The 22744-nt window shown below is 40.1% G+C and carries 20 protein-coding genes; 6 read left to right on the forward strand and 14 right to left on the reverse strand.

What is annotated here, in order from left to right; all coding sequences use genetic code 11:
* Positions 1 to 35 precede the first annotated feature (35 nt).
* The 6 genes from tyrA to ffh form a co-directional block, all read right to left on the reverse strand.
* Positions 36 to 1169, reverse strand: coding sequence for a bifunctional chorismate mutase/prephenate dehydrogenase (gene tyrA, locus CWB62_RS00785; RefSeq protein WP_138528687.1), 1134 nt, complete (start codon positions 1167 to 1169; stop codon positions 36 to 38).
* A 553-nt stretch (positions 1170 to 1722) separates the two neighbouring features.
* Entirely contained in the window at positions 1723 to 2082 is a 360-nt protein-coding gene (gene rplS, locus CWB62_RS00790) for a 50S ribosomal protein L19 (protein WP_008132530.1), read from the reverse strand.
* A gap of 33 nt (positions 2083 to 2115) precedes the next feature.
* Positions 2116 to 2883, reverse strand: coding sequence for a tRNA (guanosine(37)-N1)-methyltransferase TrmD (gene trmD, locus CWB62_RS00795; RefSeq protein ID WP_058403460.1), 768 nt, complete (start codon positions 2881 to 2883; stop codon positions 2116 to 2118).
* Positions 2883 to 3419 carry a ribosome maturation factor RimM gene (gene rimM / locus CWB62_RS00800; protein ID WP_058403461.1) on the reverse strand — a complete coding sequence of 179 codons (537 nt, stop codon included), beginning with the start codon at positions 3417 to 3419 and terminating at the stop codon, positions 2883 to 2885. The genes trmD and rimM overlap by 1 nt, the downstream gene beginning before the upstream one ends.
* Before the next feature lie 17 nt (positions 3420 to 3436).
* Positions 3437 to 3685 carry a 30S ribosomal protein S16 gene (gene rpsP / locus CWB62_RS00805; RefSeq protein ID WP_006792801.1) on the reverse strand — a complete coding sequence of 83 codons (249 nt, stop codon included), beginning with the start codon at positions 3683 to 3685 and terminating at the stop codon, positions 3437 to 3439.
* Between the two features lie 260 nt (positions 3686 to 3945).
* Positions 3946 to 5325: a signal recognition particle protein gene (gene ffh / locus CWB62_RS00810; protein ID WP_006792800.1), complete on the reverse strand. Its 1380-nt coding sequence runs from the start codon at positions 5323 to 5325 to the stop codon at positions 3946 to 3948.
* Between the two features lie 250 nt (positions 5326 to 5575).
* Here ffh and CWB62_RS00815 point away from each other — a divergent pair, with 250 nt between their 5' ends.
* Positions 5576 to 6382, forward strand: coding sequence for a cytochrome C assembly family protein (locus tag CWB62_RS00815; RefSeq protein ID WP_138528690.1), 807 nt, complete (start codon positions 5576 to 5578; stop codon positions 6380 to 6382).
* A gap of 61 nt (positions 6383 to 6443) precedes the next feature.
* Entirely contained in the window at positions 6444 to 7715 is a 1272-nt protein-coding gene (locus CWB62_RS00820) for an HlyC/CorC family transporter (protein ID WP_138528692.1), read from the forward strand.
* A 43-nt stretch (positions 7716 to 7758) separates the two neighbouring features.
* Here CWB62_RS00820 and CWB62_RS00825 read toward each other — a convergent pair whose 3' ends face one another.
* Both CWB62_RS00825 and gshA read right to left on the reverse strand, forming a co-directional pair.
* On the reverse strand, positions 7759 to 8373 hold the full coding sequence (locus CWB62_RS00825; RefSeq protein WP_138528694.1) for a transglycosylase SLT domain-containing protein: 615 nt from the start codon (positions 8371 to 8373) through the stop codon (positions 7759 to 7761).
* A gap of 135 nt (positions 8374 to 8508) precedes the next feature.
* Positions 8509 to 10086: a glutamate--cysteine ligase gene (gene gshA / locus CWB62_RS00830; RefSeq protein WP_138528696.1), complete on the reverse strand. Its 1578-nt coding sequence runs from the start codon at positions 10084 to 10086 to the stop codon at positions 8509 to 8511.
* 430 nt (positions 10087 to 10516) lie between these two features.
* Between gshA and CWB62_RS00835 the strand changes: the two genes are divergently transcribed.
* On the forward strand, positions 10517 to 12064 hold the full coding sequence (locus tag CWB62_RS00835; RefSeq protein WP_138528903.1) for a methyl-accepting chemotaxis protein: 1548 nt from the start codon (positions 10517 to 10519) through the stop codon (positions 12062 to 12064).
* A 64-nt stretch (positions 12065 to 12128) separates the two neighbouring features.
* On the opposite strand, the gene clpB is transcribed toward CWB62_RS00835, so the two are convergent.
* The 3 genes from clpB to rluD all read right to left on the reverse strand — a co-directional run bounded on the left by clpB (position 12129) and on the right by rluD (position 16511).
* Positions 12129 to 14705 (reverse strand): ATP-dependent chaperone ClpB, encoded by a 2577-nt coding sequence (clpB, locus tag CWB62_RS00840; RefSeq protein ID WP_138528698.1) that lies wholly within the window; start codon positions 14703 to 14705, stop codon positions 12129 to 12131.
* A 97-nt stretch (positions 14706 to 14802) separates the two neighbouring features.
* Entirely contained in the window at positions 14803 to 15534 is a 732-nt protein-coding gene (pgeF, locus tag CWB62_RS00845; protein WP_138528700.1) for a peptidoglycan editing factor PgeF, read from the reverse strand.
* Positions 15534 to 16511: a 23S rRNA pseudouridine(1911/1915/1917) synthase RluD gene (rluD, locus tag CWB62_RS00850; protein WP_006792792.1), complete on the reverse strand. Its 978-nt coding sequence runs from the start codon at positions 16509 to 16511 to the stop codon at positions 15534 to 15536. The genes pgeF and rluD overlap by 1 nt, the downstream gene beginning before the upstream one ends.
* A gap of 141 nt (positions 16512 to 16652) precedes the next feature.
* Here rluD and CWB62_RS00855 point away from each other — a divergent pair, with 141 nt between their 5' ends.
* The gene (locus CWB62_RS00855) at positions 16653 to 17417 is read left to right on the forward strand and encodes an outer membrane protein assembly factor BamD (protein WP_006792791.1); all 765 of its coding nucleotides are present in this window, start codon (positions 16653 to 16655) and stop codon (positions 17415 to 17417) included.
* Positions 17418 to 17475: 58 nt separating this feature from the next.
* On the opposite strand, the gene glnB is transcribed toward CWB62_RS00855, so the two are convergent.
* On the reverse strand, positions 17476 to 17814 hold the full coding sequence (gene glnB / locus CWB62_RS00860; protein ID WP_006792790.1) for a nitrogen regulatory protein P-II: 339 nt from the start codon (positions 17812 to 17814) through the stop codon (positions 17476 to 17478).
* A gap of 159 nt (positions 17815 to 17973) precedes the next feature.
* Here glnB and CWB62_RS00865 point away from each other — a divergent pair, with 159 nt between their 5' ends.
* A complete protein-coding gene (locus tag CWB62_RS00865) occupies positions 17974 to 18525 on the forward strand; it encodes a GspH/FimT family pseudopilin (RefSeq protein ID WP_058403466.1) in 552 nt (183 codons plus the stop codon).
* Positions 18526 to 18602: 77 nt separating this feature from the next.
* Positions 18603 to 19130: a GspH/FimT family pseudopilin gene (locus CWB62_RS00870; RefSeq protein WP_138528702.1), complete on the forward strand. Its 528-nt coding sequence runs from the start codon at positions 18603 to 18605 to the stop codon at positions 19128 to 19130.
* A gap of 2 nt (positions 19131 to 19132) precedes the next feature.
* Here the strand turns inward: CWB62_RS00870 and CWB62_RS00875 are convergent, their stop codons facing one another.
* Together CWB62_RS00875 and CWB62_RS00880 are read right to left on the reverse strand one after the other, a co-directional pair.
* On the reverse strand, positions 19133 to 19549 hold the full coding sequence (locus tag CWB62_RS00875) for a type IV pilin protein (RefSeq protein ID WP_058403468.1): 417 nt from the start codon (positions 19547 to 19549) through the stop codon (positions 19133 to 19135).
* Between the two features lie 9 nt (positions 19550 to 19558).
* On the reverse strand, positions 19559 to 22744 hold the full coding sequence (locus tag CWB62_RS00880; RefSeq protein ID WP_138528704.1) for a pilus assembly protein: 3186 nt from the start codon (positions 22742 to 22744) through the stop codon (positions 19559 to 19561).

Consider the following 22744-nt stretch of genomic DNA (forward strand, 5'->3'; position numbering starts at 1 on the left):
GGCCCCTTTGAGATTGCATTATTAATGTCACAAATTTAGTCGAGTACTTTAGCGTCATTCGCTTTGTTAAGTAAGCTGCGGCTTTGTGTTAGAAAATGCGCGGTAGAGTCTGAAAAATAAGATTTTGCATCGGCAAATGCATCTATTAACGCCGCTTTGTTGCCATTCCTTAATTTTTCGAGTGTTTGTGCAAACGTATCTTGGTATTGAGCCAATAGACTTTCTACATCGTCAAATTGAGCTAACATAATATCTGAATAAAGTTCGGGAGATTGTGCAAACAAGCGTCCCACCATCATTAGTTCTAATTGGTATATTGGCGACGAACAGCTTCGTAACTCTGCCAAAGTATGGCTTTGTTTTGCTAGAAACTGCCCATAAACAAACGTTGTTAAATGTCGCATTACCTGAATTATTTGCATAGCTTCATCGTGTTTTTTAGCATCTAGCTCTACAAGCTGACATCCCCACACTTGTAACTGCTCTAATAGCCCTTTGGCCGCTTGATGATGCCTGCCTTCACAAACCACCACGGTTTGTTTTACCCAATGTGAAATATCTGGGCCAAACATTGGGTGCAAACCGACAACCGGGCCGCTATGTGCAGCCTTTAGCGCTTTAATTGGCGATTGCTTTACTGATGTTATATCAACAAGCAAACACTCTTCATCTAGTTTCGGTAGTTTAGCAACTACAGATTCTAAAGCATTAATTGGTACACTGATCATAACCAGTTTTGCGCCACTCAAAATTTTGTGAGCATCATCTTGTTGATCTTTATCTAGCACTTTAACTTCGTAGCCCGAGCGCATAAATTGCTGCGCGAATAACTGGCCCATTGCCCCCTGCCCACCCACAATAACTATAGGAGAAAGCGATGGCGCTACACAAGCTAGCTTAGCCTGCTGATTTTGATATGCTTCACGCATCATCCGTCTGAGAATGTCTTCTACTAAATCAGGGCTCACACTTTGGCTAATTGCTTCTTCCCGCCTTGCTGCTAGTAACTCAGCTTCACGTTCTGGTGCATGTAAAGGCGCACCTGTTTGCTGTTTGATTTCACCGATTTTTTGGGTAATACCATTACGTTTAGCTAGTAAGGCAACCAGCTGCGTATCACATTCATCTATGCCTTTTCTCAGCTGGGCTAAATCACTTATATCTGCCACGTTCAATCTCACCATAAAACCAAATATCGTAAATATAAATTTACATAAAGGTAAACTAATCAATACAATAAATACTAACAGGATATGTAAACCGTTAAAAGAGCAGAGCAAATATAGATTAGTAAAAACCGAAGTTGTAGCACAGAGGTAATAGAGAAATAACTCACTGACTGTTAACCAGCTTAACATTAGATTGCAAAGCGTATGCTTAATAAAGTTTTAAAAAATTTGCGCATCGCAAAAAAACGGCTTATAACCACAAAATTTTCAATAACATCTAGGAAAGTTTTGGTTGTTAGAGTAATTAATACCTATTTAATTAATAGAATAATCTACTTGGTAGTTATTAAACCCTGTTGGTAGCACAAAAACTTATTGGTTGTTCTACATCATAATTATTAACGCGATTAGCGTCAGTAATTCCCCCCTCAAACAAGTTAAATATTACAAAACACCTGAACTCTTATTCTAATAAGTGTTCCTTTATAAAAACGAAAACGGGTTGCAATCCGAAGACTGCAACCCGTTTTTTTGCGTTGATAAACAGCGCGTATTAGTTAAGTTTTTCTCTAATACGTGCAGATTTACCAGAACGCTCACGTAGGTAGTAAAGCTTAGCACGGCGAACTGCACCGCGACGCTTAACTGTTACGCTATCGATAAGAGGGCTGTGCGTTTGGAATACACGCTCAACACCTTCACCGTTCGAGATTTTACGAACTGTGAATGCTGAGTGAAGACCACGATTACGCTTAGCGATTACAACACCTTCAAAGGCCTGTAGACGCTCTTTAGCACCTTCTTTTACTTTTACCTGTACAACCACTGTATCACCAGGGCCAAATGCAGGTACGTCTGTTTTAAGCTGCTCTTCTTCAAGCGCTTTAATAATATTTTGGTTTACTTTTGCCATTATGTTTCTCACTTTCCTAGGTGTAACTGTCTTCTAGCCACAAGCTTTTTGGTACTCTTGCTGAAATTCTGCGAGTAATACCGCTTGCTCCTCAGTCAGAGCTAGGTTATGCAACAAGTCAGGACGTCGTAACCAAGTTCTGCCTAATGACTGCTTAAGCCGCCACTTTGCTATCGCTTGGTGATTACCACTGAGCAATACAGCAGGAACCTGTTTGTCGTCCAATGTTTCTGGTCGTGTATAGTGAGGACAATCTAGCAAGCCATCCGAAAATGAGTCTTGCTCTGCTGATTGATTGTGTCCTAATACGCCTGGCACCAATCGCGCTACTGCGTCAATTAGTGTCATGGCTGGTAGTTCACCACCACTCAAAATAAAATCACCAATTGACCATTCTTCGTCAACGTATGACTCTATTATTCTCTCATCTACACCTTCATATCGACCGGCAATCAAAATCAGTTTTTCAGAGTTAGCTAATTCGCTAGCCCCTTGCTGATCAAGTTTGCGCCCTTGTGGGGACATATAAATTACTTTAGCACCGTCGCCTGCCGCTTTTTTAGCATCAAGGATGGCTTTTTCTAATGGTTTAACCATCATTAACATACCCGGTCCGCCCCCGTAAGGACGATCATCTACGGTTTTATGCTTATCTAAAGCATAGTCTCGAGGATTCCAGCAGTTAAAATCGATTAATCCATTTTTTACTGCGCGACCAGTAACCCCTTGTTGGGTAATAGCATCAAACATGTCCGGGAAAAGGCTTATCACCCCTACCCATAATGAACTAGTTTGAGTCATTAAAACCCAGGATCCCAGTCTACGGTAATTTCTTTTACGTCGTATTTAACCTCTTTTATAACTGAGTCAGTTAAAAAAGGAATTAAACGCTCCGATTGACCAAATGCATCTTTACTGTTTGCTTTCACAACCAGTACGTCATTTGAGCCTGTCTCCATCAAGTCATCAACAATGCCTAAGTTATAACCTTTATCAGTCATAACCGACATGCCAATGAGATCTCGCCAATAAAACTCACCTTGCGGGAGTTCTGGTAATTGCGTTGCATCCATTGAGATTTCTGCATGGGTATAAGCCATTGCTTCGTCTCGGTCGTTTACTTGCGCAAATTTAGCGATAAAGCCTTTGTTGTGGCGACGCCAGTCGACCACTTCTAAGGACTGCCATTTACCTTGTTGCCCTATCAACCACGGGCTGAAATCGAAGATCCCTGCGGGATCATCAGTAAATGAATGTACCTTAAGCCAGCCCTTTATACCATAAGGGGCGCCGAGCTTTCCTACGACAATTATTGATGAGGTGTTCTCTTGACTCATGGTTACACTTACGCCTATTAAGCCGCTTTACGAGCGTCTTTAACTAATTTAGCTACACGATCTGAAAGACCTGCGCCCTGACCTACCCAGTGATCTACACGAGATAAATCTAAGCGAAGTTTTTCTTCCTGACCCGAAGCGATTGGGTTAAAGAAACCAACTTTCTCGATGAAGCGACCGTCACGCGAGAAACGGCTATCCGCAACCACAATTTGATAGAAAGGGCGTTTTTTAGCGCCACCACGTTGCAAACGAATAGTTACCATACCGTCCTCTAAATAGATTGACTGTTTTCATTAATAAGATTTACTCCCCAGTATGGGGAGCCGGTGAATTGTACGAGTTTTTAGCAATAACGCAAGTAAGAAGTGAAGCAAAAAGCCAGTTTAGTAGGTTAAACCGTGATCTAGGCTAAAAATTAGAGCTAATGCAGTATTGAGTGCATAAATTATTCAACAAAAAAGGAGCGTTATGCTCCCTTTTTGTATTCATTGTGCTCAAATTAAACACAATGCTTATTCAATTTCTAGAATTTTGGACCGCCGCCACCCATCATGCCAGGTGGTAACATCCCTTTCATACCGCGCATCATTTTTTGCATGCCGCCCTTGCCTTTCATTTTTTTCATCATTTTTTGCATTTGCGTGAACTGTTTAAGTAGCTTATTTATCTCTTGTACTTGTGTGCCTGAACCAGCTGCAATACGCTTTTTGCGCGACCCTTTAATTATTTCAGGACGAGCACGCTCTTGCTTTGTCATAGAACTAATAATGGCTTCCATTTGGATAAATGTTTTATCACCCATTTGGCCTTTCACTGCATCTGGTAAGTTAGACATGCCAGGGAGTTTATCAAGCATCGACATCATCCCCCCCATATTTTTCATTTGCTTTAACTGATCAGCAAAGTCATCAAGTGTAAAACCGGCACCTTTAAATACTTTTTCGGCAACTTTTGCAGCTTGCTCTTTATCCACTTTCATTTCAACTTCTTCGATTAATGAAAGTACATCACCCATGCCTAAAATTCGCGATGCAATACGATCAGGGTGAAATGGTTCAAGTGCATCGGTGCGTTCACCAACACCCATAAACTTAATTGGTTTGCCGGTTATGTGACGAATAGATAAAGCAGCACCACCTCGAGCATCACCATCTGTTTTTGTTAGTATTACACCGGTAAGCGGTAGAGCTTCGTCAAATGCTTTTGCAGTATTTGCCGCATCTTGACCTGTCATAGCATCAACAACAAATAGTGTTTCGATTGGATTTATCGCTGAATGAAGATCTTTAATCTCATCCATCATATCGCTATCCACGTGCAAGCGACCCGCAGTATCAACTAGTACAACATCGATAAATTTCTTTTTAGCGTGAGTAATAGCAGCTGTAGCAATATCAACTGGCTTTTGTGATATGTCACTTGGGAAGAAATCTACATCAACTTCCGTCGCTAGCGTTTCAAGCTGTTTTATTGCTGCAGGACGATAAACATCGGCACTTACAACAAGCACTGATTTTTTCTTGCGCTCTTTTAAAAACTTAGCAAGTTTACCCACACTGGTCGTTTTACCCGCACCTTGCAGGCCGGCCATCATAACAACTGCTGGCGGTTGTGCATTAAGGCTTAGCTCTTCGTTTGCTTCGCCCATCGCTTTTTCAAGCTCTTCACGCACAATTTTTACAAACACTTGTCCAGGCGTTAAGCTTTTAGTTACTTCAACACCCACTGCACGTTCTTTAACTTGCTTTACAAAATCGCGAACAACTGGCAAAGCTACATCGGCTTCCAAAAAGGCCATGCGCACTTCGCGAAGAGTATCTTTGATATTGTCTTCTGTTAGGCGGCCACGGCCACTGATATTTTTTAAGGTTTTACCTAATCGTTCTTGGAGATTCTCAAACATGTATCGGTTCCGATAAAACGTTATACCAATTTAATTACGCAGCCGATTTAACTAGCGGCTCGACTAATGATATTGATATTATTAAATTTGAATTAAAAACAGTATACCGTAAATAGTGGCGGACAATACAGTGTTCAAGTGCAGTGAATTAAGTTTCTTTTTTAAGGTCTATTCATTTGCGTTGCTATAAAATACAATGCGTTTGTACTTGAAAGGATTTTTTTGACTCAAATTAAGTGGCCCAAGCAAAATGCTGATTATCAGTTTAACTATTATCACCAGTATATTTTATGTGTTAGCAACGTCACATGTACTTTCACGGCTTTTTCATAAACAAGGCCCTAGCCAAAAAATAACGGTCATTTTAAGTACTGTTGCTATATTGGCGCATATGCTGTTATTGGTAAATTCGGTATTTCGATCTGACGGACAAGATTTAAGCATCGTAAATGTAGCACTGCTGACTTGTTGGGTTATAGTTGTATCTGTGACTGCCGTGTCGCTTAAGTTCCCAGCTACTTTATTATTGCCTGTGGTGTATGGATTTGCAGCCCTTTTAACTGTTGCGAGCTTGTTTATACCCCATCATATATTACTGCAAAGTGTAGACGTTGAGCTTGGTTTGGTTGCTCATATATCACTTTCCTTACTTGCTTATTGTATTTTGATTATTGCAACCTTATACGGCGTACAATTTTACTTTATAGATAAACGCCTTAAGCGCAAAGACTTCGCTATTGTGCACAGTCATTTGCCTCCACTGATGGTAGTGGAGCGCCAGCTATACCAACTTCTTAATCTTGGCACTGCACTGCTTACAGTTGCGCTCGTTTGCGGATTTGTATTTCTCGATGGCATGTTTGCCAAAGAGTTTATCCATAAAACCATACTTTCGTTGGTAGCATGGGCAATTTTTGTTGTTGTCGCACTTGGCCATATTAAACAAGGCTGGCGTGGTAAACCTGTGGTCATTACCATCATGGTTGCAGCATTTACCCTCACATTGGCCTATTTTGGCAGCCGTTTTGTACAAGAAGTGGTGCTAAACAAGTTTTAACTTGACTCTAGTAGCTCACTCTAGCTTAATACGCATTGATTTATAAAAAAAGGATCCATCGTTGGACGACATATCGACAAGTACCCTGTTTATCTCATTAGGATTATTGGTACTTTTTTCTGCTTATTTTTCTGGTTCAGAAACCGGGATCATGTCAATCAATCGTATACGCTTGCGACATCTTGCAAAGCAAGATCACCGCGCAGCTAAACGAGTCAGTAAGTTACTTAGCCGTCCCGATAGGCTTATAGGTCTCATTTTAATTGGTAACAACTTAGTAAATATAGCGGCGGCTCAAGTAGCCACTATTATAGGTATTCGTTTATATGGTGATTTAGGTATTGCGGTAGCAACAGGTGTGCTTACCTTAGTTGTACTTATATTTGCCGAAGTAACGCCTAAAACACTTGCAGCGCTCTATCCTGAAAAAGTAGCCTTCCCAAGCTCAGTAATCCTTAAAGGGTTACTTAAAATAATGTTCCCGTTTGTTGTAGTTGTAAACTGGCTAACTAACGGCATATTACGTTTATTTGGTATTAGTGCGGCTCAAATTGATGAGCACAGCATGAGTAAAGAAGAATTAAAAACGGTAGTTAATGAGTCAGGTGCTTTATTACCTGCTCGCCACCAGAGTATGTTGACTTCTATTTTAGATTTAGAGCAAGTCACTGTTGAAGACATTATGATCCCACGTAACGAAATTGTGGCAATTGATATAAACGACGATTGGAAAGTAATTAGCCGTCAACTAACACATGCGCAGCATACGCGTGTTTTACTGTACCGTGATAACATTGATGATGCCGTTGGTTTTATTCACTCACGTGATGCACTGCGCCTTTTAACAAAAGAGCAGTTTGACAAACCGTCGCTGTTGCGTGCCGTTCGCGAAATATACTTTATCCCTGAAGGGACGTCACTAAATACCCAGCTCTTTAAGTTTCAACAATCCAAAGAGCGAATTGGTATAGTGGTCGATGAATACGGCGATATTCAGGGATTAGTAACACTTGAAGACATTTTAGAAGAAGTGGTGGGCGACTTTACTACCACTCAAACGCGTACGCCAAGTGAAGAAGTAACTACGCAATCTGATGGCTCGTTTATTGTAGATGGTGGCGCAAACGTTCGTGACTTAAACAAAGAAATGGAATGGGACTTCCCTCTTGATGGTCCTAAAACATTGAGTGGCTTAATTGTTGAATATTTAGAAGATATCCCCGACGCAAATATCAGTTTACGTATTGCGGGTTATCCATTAGAAGTACTCGAAGTAAAAGAAAACATGATTAAGTTAGTTAAAATACAGCCTAAAAAGCGTACTCGCCAATAACAAATAAGGAGCCAATAGGCTCCTTATTCACGCTGTTTTTCGATTACGTAAATAACCGTTCCAACCAACCTTTATCAAGTTCATCCTCACATCGTTTTAATTGCGCACCATAACGGCTCGCTCTGTTTTTTACCTTGTTAGCTACGCTCATGAGCCACTTTTTTTTCTTGTAAGTGCCACGTTTATATCCCCCCCAACCTTCATGATAATTGAGGTATTGAGCGTAAGCATCCCATTTAGAAATGCCGTTTACTTTATGCGTTTTATAAACAAACCATGCCATAAAATCGATTGCATCATCAAAGTCATCTCTATCAGCTCCACTGTTCCCTGTTTCACGAACGTAATCAGCCCAAGTAGGAGTTTTGGCTTGTGAATAGCCATATGCTGAGCTTGCTCTACCTGTTGGTATGATCCACAAAAAGTATTCCATTGGTGGCGCTGCATCGTGTTTAAATGAACTTTCTTGATACATCATGCTCATGAGTACATGTTTAGGAGAGCCCCATTTATCTTGCGCGTCTTTTGCATCAAAGTACCAGTCAGGCTTTTCTTCAAAAATTTTACACAGATCGTTTGGCTGTTTAGGGGGCGCTGTAGCACACCCGGCAAGGGTAAAAGCGAGAGTGAGAGATAAAATAAGTGCTTTTTTGTTCATTTTTTGTGTTCTCACTGAACTTTTATAAAAAGTGTTGGTCGTAGTAATTAATGCAGCTGTATAGCATTGTTTCATCCCTGAATAGTATTTACGCAGCCATATTAGGCTGCGTTTTTTTTGCGTGCATATTGGGTATCAGTTTTTATGAAAGTACTCATCTAAAAACATTGTAAACGACTGCGCATCTGCATCTTCTATACTACGCTGAGCTTCATTTGACAGCTCAACTTGCTGCTCAAGCCACGGCTTTAAAAACTCACTGTAGTCTGTGTTTACGTGGCTTTGCTTATACTTATTTGCTAAGTCTAAGGCAAAATGACCATTGTCTAAACCTGACTCTTTTAGTTTTGCTACATATCGCCCAGAGTAAGTAAGCGAAGGATCATTAACCCATGTGCTCATGCGCTCAATTGTTTCTGAGTAGTAACTAACGCCGTAAGCTTTATCCATCCACTTTGCAACATCTGTTAATTGAGAGAATATTTGATGACACCAAGATTGCAGACTACGCGGAGTATTATTATCATTGAGCATCAACCCTTGCTCTCTGCCCTGATTTACCACCGCATCTAAGTTTTCAGTACTACGAGCTTGTTCTTGCCAATCCATTTGTGGTGAATCTTTTAATAAGCAATACGTTAAAAATACATCTAAAAAGTGAATTTGCTCTATATCGATACCCACTTCACTAAACGGATTTACATCTAGTGCACGAATTTCAACATACTCTATACCTGCCCTTAATAAAGCATCCGTTGGTGTCTCACCACTGTTTGCATTACGTTTAGGGCGAATTGGCGAGTAAAACTCATTTTCTATTTGAAGAATGTTTTTATTTAACTGTTTTGGCTGTTCGCTAGTGTAGTCGTCAATATCACTGTAAATATCTGATGGCGTATTGATAGCTTTTTTCAAACCGGCAACGTATTCATCAAGCGAGTTATACATAACACGCAACGACGATTGTGCACTATTTGTGTACCCTAAGTTACCTAAACGCAGAGCAGTTCCTACCTCTAAATATAAGGTGCCTTTACCTAACTTTTTAAATGGTAAATCTGTTTTTCGACCTTGCAAAAATGAGTTACACAGTGCAGGCGATGCGCCAAACATGTAACTAATAAGCCACAGCTCACGTTTAAAGTTTCTTATCAGGGATAAATAACCATCAGATATAAAATCTTGCAAGCTCGCATTACTTTGCTTTAACGAGTGCAGAGACTTCCAAAGTGACTCTGGAAAAGAGATATTAAAATGCACACCAGCAATAGCCTGCATCATACTGCCGTATCGATTTTTTAGCCCTTCACGGTAAAGCGTCTTCATTTTACCTATATTTGAGCTACCAAACTGAGCAAGTACAATGTCGTCTTGATGATTTATAAAACAAGGCATACTGATGGGCCAAAGCAGTTCATCACCCATATTTTCAAGCGTAAATTTTTGAAGGTCGCGCAGCTGCTTCAGGGTCTGTGTTGATGACTCGCTAACAGGCGTAATAAACTCGAGTAAAGACTCCGAAAAATCAGTCGTTATGTGCCCGTTAGTTAATGCACTCCCCACCCCTTTTGGATGACCTTGAGAAGAAATAGCACCGTTACTTTGAATTCTTAGCGACTCGCGTTCAATGCCACGCTTAATGCCCTTAATTGCGTTTTGGTGTTCACCAGTTGATAACGCGTTAAGCGCATTTGTTAGATCATGTGTTGTCAAAAATATTTCCTCAGGCCACGTGGCGTAATCATTCGGTTATGGGGGCTAATTACCGATTACTCAAGATTAAATTGTTAAGAACAATATAGTTTTTTCAATTAGTCCTCATATCCATGATTTGAGCATACGCTTGATATAACTATCTTCATGCAATGATGTTGTAATCTTGCCATTGCTATTCACTTTATACAATTGCTTTACGTAGCTATTTGCTAATATAGCAGTATTAAACCAAGCTGTTCAAAAGACCTGTAATTACTAATAAACAATTCAAATTTTATTTGGTAAACATTGTTAACTTAAAAAAACTTGATACAGATCAATAAAGCATTAGATTTACCTTAAATATAAATATAAACGAGCTGTAATTTTGCTTTGTATAAATAACTGAATATACTTCAATTAATTAAAAAGGATGATAGTGAATGCAATGCACAGTAATAAAACACTAATTAATGAAGAAGTTCTCTTTGATGAGTCACAAGAGCTTGTTTCTACAACCGATCTACGAGGTGTTATTACCTACGCCAATACAGAGTTTTGCACCGTTGCTGGTTACTCAATACAAGAGCTTGTTGGCAAAAATCATAATATAGTTCGTCACCCAAATATGCCCAAAGCGGCGTTCAAAGAAATGTGGGAAACATTAAAACAAGGTCACTCTTGGCGTGGTATGGTAAAAAACCGCTGTAAAGATGGTCGCTACTATTGGGTTGACGCTTTTGTTACCCCAATTTTTGAACATGGTCAGCTCGTTGGTTATCAATCAGTAAGAACAAAGCCAAGCCAAGCGCTTAAAGATAAGGCGCAAAGCTTATACGATACACTTAATGCTAAAAAATCGTTATTTAGTATTCGTGAGCAAACAGGAGTAAGGCAAAGTATCACCATCGCGTGTGTGTTACTTTGGTTAATAAGCTCTGCGGTATTTGGCCCAATAGCCATTACTTTGCTTAACGTTATTGTTTGTGTATTAGTAGTCGCCCTAAATTACGATGAGCTTGTTGCAACCCCAAAAATATTACGTGAGCATAAAGCGAAATCAGATTCTGTTTCTCGCTATATTTACAGCGGCACCACAGCCCACAGCGTGAGTGACTTCAAAGAACAACTGCTAAATGCAAAATTACGTACGGTGCTTGGCCGTATGAAAGACTCAACTTATAACTTTAATAGTATTGCGACTAATTTAGACAAACAGTCAACGCTTACCGAAAAAGGCATTGCCTCTCAGGGAGAGCGTTTAGAACAGATTGCATCTGCGATGACACAAATGGGATCGACCATTGGCGAAATTTCAGTAAACACAGCTGAAACCGCAGATAAAGTTAATGCAACACACAGCAGTTGCTCTGAAATTAAAATACACATTGCCGATAACAGTAATATGATCTCAGATCTGGCCGTTCAAGTTGAGCATGCAGCAAGCACTGCAAGCAGTTTGGCGTCAGAAGCTGATAAAATTGGTCAAGTAATGAGTGAAATAGAAGGCATTGCAGATCAAACAAACCTACTTGCACTTAACGCAGCAATAGAAGCAGCAAGGGCTGGTGAACACGGAAGAGGGTTTGCTGTCGTTGCCGATGAAGTAAGAACTTTATCGTCTCGTACACAAAGTGCTACAACACAAATTCACAGCTCAATAAAAGAAATACAAGATACCTTATTTAGCTGGTCAAAAGTGATGCAAGATACTAAAGAACAGGCAGATAATTGTGTAAATACCACAGAAAAAACGCAAGTGGAACTGGAAGGTATTTTTTCTCAAATTAGTGAAATATCGCATTTAGCCATTCAAATATCGTCTGCAGCAGAAGAGCAACAAATGGTGAGTAACGATATCAGCAACAATGTGACTGATATTAAAGCCTTTGGCGATAACAATTTGAGTTTAAGCTTTGAAGTAGCTAAAGGTGCAGCAGAACTGGTTGAAGGCTCACGAAAAGTAAATGACCTACTTTTAACTTTTAAAGTATAAACATTACAGGTTGAATAACCGCTTAGTTGTATGAGCTGGGCAACTAAGCGGTTTTTATCGTTATTTACCGGCTAGTAAATACTAACCCATCGCTGCCTGCATCAATAACTATGACACACCCTGGAATGTAATCACCATTGAGTAACTTTTGTGCCAATGGGTTTTCAATCGTTTGTTGAATGGCTCGTTTTAATGGACGTGCACCATACACAGGATCAAATCCACTTGCAGCAATAGTGTCGAGAGCTGGGTCGCTAATTTCTAATAAGTACCCCATCTCAGTTAAACGTTCACGTAATTTCATTAGCTGAATGTCAGCAATTTCTTTAATATGCTGATTCGCAAGCGGATGAAATACCACGGTCTCGTCAATGCGGTTTATAAATTCAGGTCTGAACTCGCTAATCAATACATCCATCACTTTTGATTTAAGTGTTGTGTAATCATTATTACCCGCTTGTTCTTGAATAATATCTGAGCCTAAATTTGAAGTCATAATAATTACTGTATTTTTAAAATCAACAGTACGCCCTTGCCCGTCGGTCAGCCTGCCATCGTCGAGTACTTGCAATAAAATATTAAACACGTCGGGATGTGCTTTTTCTATTTCATCAAGCAATATAACCGAATATGGCTTACGACGAACAGCTTCTGTCAAATAGCCCCCTTCTTCATATCCTACATAACCAGGAGGCGCCCCCACTAAACGAGCAACAGAATGTTTTTCCATAAATTCAGACATATCAATGCGTACCATGGCATCTTCTGTGTCAAACATAAAACCAGCAAGCGCTTTAGTCAGCTCTGTTTTTCCTACCCCTGTTGGCCCTAAAAACAAAAATGAGCCAATCGGTCGGTTAGGATCAGCAAGCCCTGCTCGAGAGCGACGAATCGCATTTGACACTGCCACAACGGCCTCGTCTTGCCCTATTACTTTACTATGCAGTTTATCTTCCATTTGCAACAGTTTTTCACGTTCCCCCTGTAGCATTCGAGATACAGGAATACCTGTCCAACGAGAGAGTATTTCTGCAATTTCATCTTCGCCTACTTGGTTTTTAAGCAACGTCATGTCTTGCATTTCAGCTTGTGACGCTAAATCTAACTTGCGTTCAAGCTCTGGAATACGACCATATTGCAACTCAGACATACGCTGTAAATCACTTGCTCTTCGAGCTACATCTAAATCAAGCCGAGCTTGTTCAAGCTCCGCTTTAATTACTTGCGTACCTTGCAGTGATGCTTTTTCGGCATTCCAAATTTCATCAAGTTCGCGGTATTGACCATCAAGATCGGTTATGAGCTCTTGCATTTCACTACGGCGTTTTTGGCTGGCTTCATCTTTTTCTTTAGCGAGAGCATTATCTTCGAGTTTTAACTGAATAATACGGCGCTCAAGTTTATCTAATGACTCCGGCTTCGAATCAATTTGCAAACGAATAGAAGAGCCGGCTTCATCAATTAAATCTATTGCTTTATCAGGTAACTGACGGTCGCTAATATAACGATGCGATAACTGCGCGGCAGCAACAATTGCAGGGTCGGTGATTTCAACTGAGTGATGCAGTTCGTAACGTTCTTTTAAACCACGCAATATTGCAATAGTGTCTTCAACTGAAGGCTCTTCGATTAATACTTTTTGAAAACGGCGCTCAAGGGCTGCATCTTTTTCTATGTATTTACGGTATTCGTCTAGTGTGGTTGCGCCTACACAATGCAGCTCGCCGCGTGCTAATGCTGGCTTGAGCATATTGCCTGCGTCCATTGCACCATCGCTTTTACCTGCACCCACAATAGTATGAATTTCATCAATAAATAAGATGACTTGGCCTTCTTCTTTTGCCAACTCGTTTAAAACCGATTTTAAACGCTCTTCAAATTCACCTCTAAATTTAGCACCAGCAACCAAGGCTCCTAAATCAAGTGAAAGTACGCGTTTATTTTTTAATCCCTCTGGTACTTCACCATTAATAATACGCTGCGCTAAGCCTTCTGCTATGGCGGTTTTACCAACCCCAGGCTCGCCAATAAGTACCGGGTTGTTTTTAGTTCTGCGCTGTAATACCTGGATAGTACGGCGTATTTCGTCGTCTCGACCTATAACAGGGTCAAGCTTGCCTTGCTCTGCGCGTTCGGTTAAATCAATTGTATACTTTTCTAAAGCTTGACGCGTTTCTTCCGCATTCGGGTCGTCAACCTTTTGACCCCCACGGATTGCTTTTATGGCGCTTTCTATTTTTGTTGCAGTGATATTAAGTGATCTAAATATATCCCCAAGCGGACCTTTGTCATCGCATGCAGCCAACACAAATAGTTCGCTCGAAATAAATTTATCTTTGCGCTTTTGAGCGTACTTATCACATAAATTTATAAGCGTAGCCATATTATTTGATAGCTGTACGTCGCCCCCAACACCTTCTACTTTAAAAAGCTTTTCTATTTCTTGAGACAGCTTTGTATTAAGCTCGTCTGCACTTACACCTGTTTGAGCAAACAGTGCACGAACGCTTGAGCCGCTTTGCTGGAGCAATGCATACATTAAATGAACGGGTTCAATAAATTGATGGTCGCGACCAAGGGCCAGCGATTGCGCATCAGAAAGCGCAGATTGGAATTTACTTGTAAATCTATCTAAACGCATGGGGGGTTACCTATTAAAAAATCTAATTGATTAATAAATGGGTATGTTGCACGATTTGTTCAAGATGCTAAAGAAAATATATTCGTTAAATTGTTAATTACTTGCGCCAGATCAAACTTGCCATACGCCCTGTTCGGCCATCGCGACGATAAGAAAAAAATAAATCAGGTTGAGATACAGTGCAATATTCGCCGCCAGTAATATTTTTAACGCCAAGCTGGGTTAATAAAATATATGCAATACCATAAATATCAGCAAGATACTTATTGTTTGGCTGTAAATTAAATACATCAGTAAACTGCGGGGATTGATTGTTAAATAACTCAAATACCTCGGCGCCTACCTCAAACTGTTGCGCCCCGATTGCGGGTCCAAGCCATGCGTAAATTTTATTTTTAGGAGCAGTAAAGCATTTAAGTGTATTTTGGATAATGCCTCGTTCTAACCCTCGCCAACCGCCGTGAATAGCCGCTACCTCAGTCCCATCATTACTCGCAAGCAATATAGGTAGGCAATCAGCAGTCATTATAGCCAAGGGTTGGTCAACTAAACGCGTATAGAGTGCATCGGCATCATGTAATTTATTAAAATCAAACTTCTTATCAACTGTAATTACATTTGCACTGTGTATTTGATTCAGCCAGATAGCTGGCTTTGGGAGGATATTATTGAGTACTAAGCGATTTTGTAATACATCAGCGTGGCTATCATTAACATGAAGCCCCAAATTTAAACTATTGTATGGGGCCTTTGACACACCGCCTTCACGTGAAGTGCTTAAAGTACTTACATTGTGGAGGCTTTGCCATGGTGCTGATAGCAACTGCATTATCTATCGATATCTGGGTTAGCCTGTGTATCTTCACGAAGTGCTAACGTCATCTCTACCATATCATCTGGGATAGGTGCTTGCCATGTCATCATTTCGCCCGTAATTGGATGCGCAATACTTAGTTTTACTGCATGTAAGGCTTGGCGTTTAAAGCTACGAAGTAACTCAAATAACTGCGGTGTTGCACCCTTTGGTGGACGCGGACGGCCATTGTATGACTGATCGCCAATTAGCGGATGGTTTAAATAAGCCATATGTACACGAATTTGGTGAGTACGGCCCGTTTCTAAACGCAAGCGTAAACGCGTATGCGCACGAAATTTTTCAGCAACACGGTAATGCGTTATAGCAGGCTTACCCATTTCATGCACTGCCATGTGAGTACGCTGTGTTGCATGGCGGCCAATTGGTTTTTCAACCATTCCACCAGCGGTCATAGTCCCGTTACAAAGCGCTTCATACTCACGAGTGAAGTTTTCGCGTTTTTGCAATGCTTTAACAAGGTGTGTTTGCGCCTGAATTGTTTTAGCAACAACCATTAAACCTGTTGTATCTTTATCTAGTCGATGAACAATACCCGCACGAGGCACATTTATTATGTCAGGGTAATGGTGCAATAATGCATTAAGCACAGTGCCATCTGGATTACCCGCACCAGGATGAACCACTAATCCCATCGGTTTATTAATAACTAAAATATGGTCATCTTCATAAACAATGTTTAAGTCGATATTTTGTGCAAGGTATTCACGCGGTGCTTCAATGGTTGTTTCAACATTTAACACTTCGCCGCCTAACAATTTTGTACGCGGTGTGTTTAATATTTCGCCATCAACGGTGATTTTATCATCCAAAATCCACGTTTTTATACGTGAACGTGAATAATCAGGGAACAATTGCGCTAATACTTGGTCTAGACGTTTACCACCTAAGTCGGTTGGAACCTCGGCTTGAAGAGAAATTTGCTCTGTCATTCGTAACTTTACCCAATTTACCAGTGCAAGCTTTGCTCGACTGGGTTAGAATCGCTTTTAATAAAAGCATAATATAATACGTATAGTTTACTCGGTTTTACCGACTTGGCCTAGCCGAAGACATCGAAGGTAACAAATAAAATGATAAATAAAATAGGGAAACGTGCATTTGCCATCGTTTTTTCAGTTTCGGTACTTAGTTTAGGTGCCTGTTCGTCAGCACCTGACCAAGAAGACATTCAACGCGTACCAAATAGATCAGCACAAGCTTTATACGAAGATGCAAAAGAAACGCTAGATTCAGGCTTATATGCCCGTGCAATTGAGCTTTTATCAGCGATTGATTCGCGCTACCCATTTGGGCCATTCTCAAAGCAAGTGCAAATGGATTTAGTGTACGCTCACTACCAGTCGGGTAACACTGAACAAGCATTAGCAACTATTGACCGCTTTATTCGTTTGAACCCAAATCATAAAGATCTAGATTACATGTATTACATGCGTGGTTTGGTAAATATTAAAGCAGACAAAAATGCGTTCCAAGAATACTTTGGTATTGATAGAGCAGACAGAGATGCTAACAGAACACGCGTTGCGTTTACTGATTTATCAACACTTGTAAAACGCTTTCCACAAAGCGGTTACGCGCCCGAAGCAAAACGTCGTTTAGTATGGTTACTTAACCGTATGGCACGTTACGAGCTAAAAGTAGCCACATACTACTACGAGCGTGAAGCGTACTTAGCCGCAGCTAACCGTGGTAAGTTTGTTGTTGAACACTACTCGCAAAGTAGTTACTTGAATGCAGCACTTGATATGATGCAAAAAAGTTATGAAAAGTTAGGTTTAACCGAATTAAGCCAAAACGCAAAAAAAGCCCAAGCGCTAAATAAAAGAACACAGTAAATACAAAAAAGGCGCTTTTAAAGCGCCTCTTTAATGTCTGAGCTTTTTTAAACTTAGTTTAAATTGCGTCTTCATCTTCTTCTGCGGTACGAATACGAACTACACGCTCAACCTCAGTGACAAATATTTTACCATCACCGATTTTTCCGGTTTGCGCGGTTTTTACAATAACCTCAATAGCACGGTCAACACTTTCGTCAGCCAATACGATATCAAGCTTCACTTTAGGTAAAAAATCAACCATATACTCAGCACCACGATAAAGCTCTGTGTGGCCTTTTTGTCGACCAAAACCTTTCACCTCACTGACTGTCATACCGTTAATGCCCACTTCTGACAACGCTTCGCGTACGTCATCAAGTTTGAATGGTTTTATAATTGCTTCTATTTTTTTCATGTTAATTACTTTTTAAAGCTTTAGATGCCACGATTTTAGACAATCATAAGGTTCATAGCAAACAAAGCAATTGAATTACGGTGATAAATTAATCAGCCATGATATAATTTTGGGCATATAAGAATCGTAATATAAAAATTAGCTGTAAATGAGATCGTTATGAAAATTAAACAATCAGGATTCACACTTTTAGAATTAATGGTAACCGTCGCAATTGTTGGCATTATAGCGTCTATCGCTTTTTGGAATAGCAGCGACATGTTAGAAGAAAATCGTGCTGAAAACTTTTTACTAGAGCTGAAAAGAAATATTAGTTATGCCCGCTCACAAGCGGCAAGCACCGATGAAATAGTTGTAATATGCGCAGCGCAACACGGCGAAGTAAAAAACCAAAACGACACTATGCAATGCCGAAATAAATGGGACAAAAATAAAATTATTATTGTTTTTATCGACTCAGATAACAGTGGTAACTACAACAGCTCTACAGACTCTTTACTACGGGTAATGGAAAAAATTAGCCTAGAAGATAAAGTTAAATTTACAGGCAACTCAAAACGGTTACGTTTTAATACAAGCGGTCGAATTACAACAAACCCAGGGGAGTTTGTTTTTTGCCCTAATAATGGAACAGATAACAATAAAGCCCTTAGCGTTTCTCAATCTGGCACAGCGTTTTACTTAGGTGATAGCACAAAAACATGCGGTTAAAAAATAACCAATTTATCTTGTCATATTTTTTTCATTTACTAAACTAAATTAACGCTTATTAATTTAGGACTTCAGGGATGAGGTTATCAATATCGAAAAGTAAAGGGATCACGCTTCTTGAACTTATGATTACACTGGCTGTTGTAAGCATAATCAGTCAAATATCTATGTGGTACTATCCTGATTTTCTAGCTAAAAACAGGCTAGAAAATCATGTAAGCCTGCTGCATCGCACAATAAATTATGGTCGTTTGTATGCTATTGAAAACGCGACTTACGTTACTCTTTGCTCGTTAGACGAGGGTGAATGCTCAAAAGATGAGTGGGATGGGCAAATGTCCTTATTTATCGACAAAGATAAATCAACGACATTAGATGATGATGAGCTATTACTTAGTACCTTTGAAAAGGTTCATGATGCTGACGCGCTTGAATACCCTCGCACTGCAATTACTTTTCGCCCTGATGGTTCATTAAACGGTTTTCAAAATGGGACGTTTATTTACTGCCCAAATGAAAAAGCCAACCTAGAAGGGTTGGCTTTATCGGTAAGTCAAACGGGCAGAATACGGATTAAATCAACCGATAAATGCCAAAAAAATTAAACTCAACGGCCCCAGCAATAGTCAATATCTGAGTTACCTTTGGCACCTTTAGCGCCCTTTAAACCTGTGTCGGTAATAGATAACTCCTTGCAGTCGTTATCACCTTTTACAGCACCTGCAATTGGCTTTGCTTTTATAGTAAATGCATTGCCATCAACTACATCAATAGATAATTCAAAATGCCCATTTTCGGTTTTATTTTGAAGCCCTAAGTCTGCAAATGTTTCTGTGTATTCACGGTTATCTACAAAGAATTGCTCTTGTTTATTTGCCGTATCTAAAAGTGCTGCAGCAGCTTCCGCTCTTGATGCTCGTTTTACATATTCTGTGTAATTGGGCACTGCAACCGCTGCTATAATGCCAACAATAGCCACCGCTATCATCAGCTCAATCAAGGTAAATCCTCGTTGCTTATTCATTTTTATTCCTTAATTTCCAACTTCATCATTTTCTTCACGCTTATAGATATACGTTTGTTGCGTTCTAAATCCAAAGCCTAATGTATTATCAGGGTTAACAAGCTGTACTTTACCATCAACTACATTTAAACCAGGGCCTGTGATCTCAACTGGCCTCATTGGGTTTTGTGCATTTTCTCCTTTAATACCCGGCCCAATGAGATAAAATTGGCTTTCTTGTGTTACAGATAGGGTTGGGTTGTCATCGCACTTACCATCGCCATTACCATCGGCACATGAAGGGCCTTCTCCAAAGTAAAGTTGCGGTGTATCAGGTACATCATAACTGGTTGAAAATTTCAGGTCGTCATACACTTTTGTCCCGTAATGCAGGTGGAAAGCATACAATGAGCCCCCCCCGCCACTGAGCGAACATTGATTCTCTGTTGATGTTTCTGATGCTGGAGTAAAGCTAGTAAAGTACGCAACACCACCAACAACAGTTGAAGCGGCAAGTGACTTTTCACCAGTGCCTAACTCGTAACGCCAGCCATTAAATTTTGCTAAGTCTATTTCTAAATCTACAAAATCGTCCACATCATCAAGTGCATTACCAAACGGGTCTGAATTCATGAGCATTAAATCATCTGGTTTAATGGTGTCTGGTGCGTTTGATTTAAACGTTTGTGTGACAGTGTTTTCATCTCTTATCATAAACAGTTGGTCTTGCTCATTTGTACCGGTTGGTTTAGAGCGGTTACCACTACCTATAACTATTGCATCATACGGTGTATCCAGACGTGTAATCACTTTTTTACCGTTGATCGTCGTTTCTGATACTTTGCTGTAAATAGTACGCGCAACCAGTGGCTTGTAAAAAAAGCGCCTGTCTTCTGTTGCTTTGTTACTGCCAAGTTCTGCCAGTTTGAAATGACTAAAATCATTGGTGTTTGTACCGGGCATATCTATACGCCACACATCACCGCCTGTATCGGCTGCGTATATTCTGTCTATGTAGCCATCATAGTCAGAGTCTAATGTAGTAATATCGGCAGCAATGCTGTGCTCGCCCTTAAACCCATTAATGCTAGGTGTCAAAGCCCATACTCTTTTACCAGTTTCAGCCTCAACAATATATATACCTCGGCCAATACCATCATTACTTCTAATAGCCTCATCTTTATTTATATCGTAGCCTGCTCCAAATATAAGTAATGGTTTATCACCAAATGCTTTAATATAGGCTATCTGTGGCTTAGACCACGACTGACCTAATTCTTTGAAATCTCCTTTACCGCCTTCAATTGGGTTATCCCACAGCTTTTTAGGCTCATCTGGATTAGTAATATCAAGCGCATAGTAATTTTCACCACCGCGGCGCATACCTGCAAACGCCCACACTTTGTCGTCCCCGCTGGCGTCGATAATGCCATCATTTAATCCATCGCTGTTTAGGTTTTTATTACTAAAATAAACACTAATGGGTCCATCCATACCATAAACTTTTGTATCAGCTTGGTTATTCCTAAGCGGCTCAATAATGTCGTATAAGGCTGAAGGAATAAATGCCCAGCTTTCACTCACACTGGTATCAGAATCTTTAAACATATGTAAAAAGCCTGCATTAGTGCCAATTAAAACCCTGATATCATCGTTACCATAATCAATGGCTACAGGTTTTGAATGTAAAGGGTCGCCAAATATATCTTTACGCTGATCTACACTTGACCCATCACCATCTTCATCGTCTACATCTATACCCATAGCCCATTTAATATCCTTGCTCGATAAGCTAATCGGGTTATCGTCAACCAAATCAAGAATATCTGTTACAGTACTTGTATTAAACGTAATAACTTGTCCTTGATTCTCTGTGTATAAGTTACGGCTGTCTGAATCAAGATTAGTTAAATGAAGATTTACCCCACCTTGGGCCACTAAATTACCATCGGCAGCTTCACCGCTAGGTAACCAAAACGTTTTGGCACTTTCGTCAATCAGTCCATTTTCATCAAGAGCCTGGTTGCCCGTTGAGTCAACAATTCGACTGCCCGATACTTTTAATTTCTTAAGGTTACCACGCCAACGTGCACCGGTTTCAGGATAAAACATTGCAAAGTAAATAGCGTCGCGGCTTCGGGTTTGATCTACGTTGTTACTTGCCACAGAAGGAGATGAAAAGCTGTCGTTTACCTCTCTAATACGAGAAATTGTATTTTTGAGTGCTTCAGACAAAGCTTCAGATGTTCGAGCTTCTAAATATTGTCCGCCACCAACAAAAGCCGCTCCCTCTAGTAGCTTAATACCGTCTTCACTCATACCTGTACCAAAACCAATGGTATACACTCTACCCGTATCTAAAACATCGCTAGTGTCTGTGTATAAATCTACCTTTGTGTTGTTGGTGCCATGAATAATTTTAGATAAAGCCACTAAATAACTATTTGAATAGTCACCATCAACAAAAGGAATTGAGTCGTCAAATATATCATTGTGAACATTTCTTATTTGATTATCACGGCCACTATCATTCGTAGGGTCGCCATCTGTCATTAATATCAAATTTATTGAGTTGTCACACCTTAAAGGATCGCCTGAATTTTTTTTAAAGGGCGACTTATAGTTCCCGCTTGCATCTGCGCTTTTATCCCGATTATTTATACCATTTGCAAAATCGAGACTTGCACCTGTTATATAACGGTATGCCTCCCAGAGAGTCTCTGTTATTGGCGTTGAACCGCTTGCTGGCAAGTCATCAATTTCTTTTAATATATTTGATTTGCTAGCACCAGACCTTGCAAGTACATAACCTCCAGAGTTTCCGTTAAAACGCATTAAACCAAAATCAATATCATCGTTATCATTAACTAGTTGTGTGATCGCATTTTTAGCGACTAAAAGTCGGCTATCTTCACAAATAGCTTGAGCAAATCCGTTAACCGATTTGTAGCACTGCTGTGTGTAATTAAAATAAGGCTGACTTTTAAAACAATCTGATTGATAAAATTGTCCATTTTGGTAGCGACGATAACACTGCCCACCATCAGTCACATCCCAAGCCATACTGCCTGACGTATCAAATATCATTAATACTCTTGGGTTTTCATCAGTTTCTACATTGTGGTTTACATATAACTCAATGTCTTCTGCACTTGCTGTTGCACTGACCGCCAAGCCAAGTAATGCCGCTAGCACTTTATTTAATTTAAAACTCAT

The organism is Pseudoalteromonas sp. S408, assembly GCF_005886645.1.
In the GTDB taxonomy this organism is placed as follows: Bacteria; Pseudomonadota; Gammaproteobacteria; order Enterobacterales; family Alteromonadaceae; genus Pseudoalteromonas.

Excerpts from the sequence above, each read along its gene's own strand:
- rplS (WP_008132530.1), bottom strand. The coding sequence starts at position 2,082 with ATGGCAAAAGTAAACCAAAATATTATTAAAGCGCTTGAAGAAGAGCAG.
- trmD (WP_058403460.1), bottom strand. The coding sequence starts at position 2,883 with ATGACTCAAACTAGTTCATTATGGGTAGGGGTGATAAGCCTTTTCCCG.
- rimM (WP_058403461.1), bottom strand. The coding sequence starts at position 3,419 with ATGAGTCAAGAGAACACCTCATCAATAATTGTCGTAGGAAAGCTCGGC.
- rpsP (WP_006792801.1), bottom strand. The coding sequence starts at position 3,685 with ATGGTAACTATTCGTTTGCAACGTGGTGGCGCTAAAAAACGCCCTTTC.
- ffh (WP_006792800.1), bottom strand. The coding sequence starts at position 5,325 with ATGTTTGAGAATCTCCAAGAACGATTAGGTAAAACCTTAAAAAATATC.
- CWB62_RS00815 (WP_138528690.1), top strand. The coding sequence starts at position 5,576 with ATGCTGATTATCAGTTTAACTATTATCACCAGTATATTTTATGTGTTA.
- CWB62_RS00825 (WP_138528694.1), bottom strand. The coding sequence starts at position 8,373 with ATGAACAAAAAAGCACTTATTTTATCTCTCACTCTCGCTTTTACCCTT.
- CWB62_RS00835 (WP_138528903.1), top strand. The coding sequence starts at position 10,517 with ATGCACAGTAATAAAACACTAATTAATGAAGAAGTTCTCTTTGATGAG.
- clpB (WP_138528698.1), bottom strand. The coding sequence starts at position 14,705 with ATGCGTTTAGATAGATTTACAAGTAAATTCCAATCTGCGCTTTCTGAT.
- pgeF (WP_138528700.1), bottom strand. The coding sequence starts at position 15,534 with ATGCAGTTGCTATCAGCACCATGGCAAAGCCTCCACAATGTAAGTACT.
- rluD (WP_006792792.1), bottom strand. The coding sequence starts at position 16,511 with ATGACAGAGCAAATTTCTCTTCAAGCCGAGGTTCCAACCGACTTAGGT.
- CWB62_RS00855 (WP_006792791.1), top strand. The coding sequence starts at position 16,653 with ATGATAAATAAAATAGGGAAACGTGCATTTGCCATCGTTTTTTCAGTT.
- glnB (WP_006792790.1), bottom strand. The coding sequence starts at position 17,814 with ATGAAAAAAATAGAAGCAATTATAAAACCATTCAAACTTGATGACGTA.
- CWB62_RS00865 (WP_058403466.1), top strand. The coding sequence starts at position 17,974 with ATGAAAATTAAACAATCAGGATTCACACTTTTAGAATTAATGGTAACC.
- CWB62_RS00870 (WP_138528702.1), top strand. The coding sequence starts at position 18,603 with ATGAGGTTATCAATATCGAAAAGTAAAGGGATCACGCTTCTTGAACTT.
- CWB62_RS00875 (WP_058403468.1), bottom strand. The coding sequence starts at position 19,549 with ATGAATAAGCAACGAGGATTTACCTTGATTGAGCTGATGATAGCGGTG.
- CWB62_RS00880 (WP_138528704.1), bottom strand. The coding sequence starts at position 22,744 with ATGAGTTTTAAATTAAATAAAGTGCTAGCGGCATTACTTGGCTTGGCG.